Annotated in this window: 1 protein-coding gene; it reads right to left on the bottom strand. The window is 42.1% G+C overall.

All coding sequences use genetic code 11. The annotated features are described in order from the left end of the window. Positions 1–85: 85 nt before the first annotated feature. The gene (locus AB4589_RS12670) at positions 86–1,012 is read right to left on the bottom strand and encodes a hypothetical protein (RefSeq protein ID WP_372100696.1); all 927 of its coding nucleotides are present in this window, start codon (positions 1,010–1,012) and stop codon (positions 86–88) included. Positions 1,013–1,270: the final 258 nt, after the last annotated feature.

Raw genomic sequence — 1,270 nt, 5'->3', positions numbered from 1 at the left:
ACAAAAAGGCCTCGCAATCGCGAGGCCTTGTTTTATCTGCGTTCCAACGAACAAGCAGCTAACAATTGGCGATGATAAAACCAAATCAATTAGAAAGCCATTCGTCCAGTACTGTAATGAATTTAGGATTGATTAGATAACCGATGGAAGCATGCGGATTGCTTTTTCCGTTGCGAATATTGAGGTTATAAATGGGGTGGATATCTTTCATTCCGCCGGGTATCAGGTCCTGTTTGAGCATATCCTTAAAGTCATTTCTAATTTTGCTGTCATGAGAGATAAAATCATCTTCTGCCGATATGTTTATCCATTGCTGAATGTTTAAAGGGTACTTCTTCTCATTTTTCAAGCGGCTCCCCTTTAGCCTATCTTTTACGTTTTCATCGCCTAACGGTGACCCAAGCGTAAGCAATAAGTTAACCTTCTTATCCGCACCATAGTCATGCCTATACTCTCCGTAATGAGACAACTTCCACAGCACGTCATAACTGATCATCGACCCGAGACTGTGCGATACAATCATCACATCATCTTGATTATCAAGCGCTTCCTTCAGCTCAACCATTAGCCTATGCCTGACATCGCTACCAAAATAGGTATCTTCATACCAATAATGCGCCATATCCGGCGCGACCATCGTGATGAGTGACTCAGCCACACCTAGCTTTCCAAATAGCGATGAAAAAGTATCTGCTAACGCCTCTTTTAGAAAACCAATTTTAGATACCTTGTTATACGTTGTTTTATTGAACTGGCTTGTCTTGTACTTTTTGAGTTCAGACAGCGCCTGCTGACGACTTGCAGGGTCTTCCGTTGGTTTGTCTAACAATGTGTTTGATAGTTCACCGTAATAGACAAACCGTTTATCGACATCTTTAAAAGCTTGTAACGAACTTGAGGCGCCACAATCTCTCTGCAAGCCATGTTCTATGGCCTCGTACCAGAGTGCTTGAAGGGGAGCTTTATCGGGCTTTTGAGCGCGACCATGAATGAATATTATTTTCTTAGCCATAGCAGGACGTCCTAAACACATAGTTAAAGTGATTATCAGTAGAAAGCACCTCTAGATTCGGTCAGCCCTTGCTAATCACAGTGGTGCTGATTACGTATCTAGGAGTGGTTGATAGACCATTTATATAACTATGAGGTACTCGTTTAAGGACCATAAACGAGTGAACGAAGCGATCATTACTCGCAAATTGAAATGAATGTATCTAGTAAAACCTCCAACTCACAAAAAGGCCCCGCACTCGCGAGGCCTTAGTTTTAT

It is taken from the genome of Vibrio sp. 10N.222.49.A3 (assembly GCF_041475145.1).
GTDB classification, from domain to species: Bacteria; Pseudomonadota; Gammaproteobacteria; order Enterobacterales; family Vibrionaceae; genus Vibrio; species Vibrio tasmaniensis_A.
This window is presented reverse-complemented; position numbering and strand designations above follow the sequence as displayed.

Coding starts and splice junctions, on each gene's coding strand:
- AB4589_RS12670 (WP_372100696.1), bottom strand. CDS start 1,012: ATGGCTAAGAAAATAATATTCATTCATGGTCGCGCTCAAAAGCCCGAT.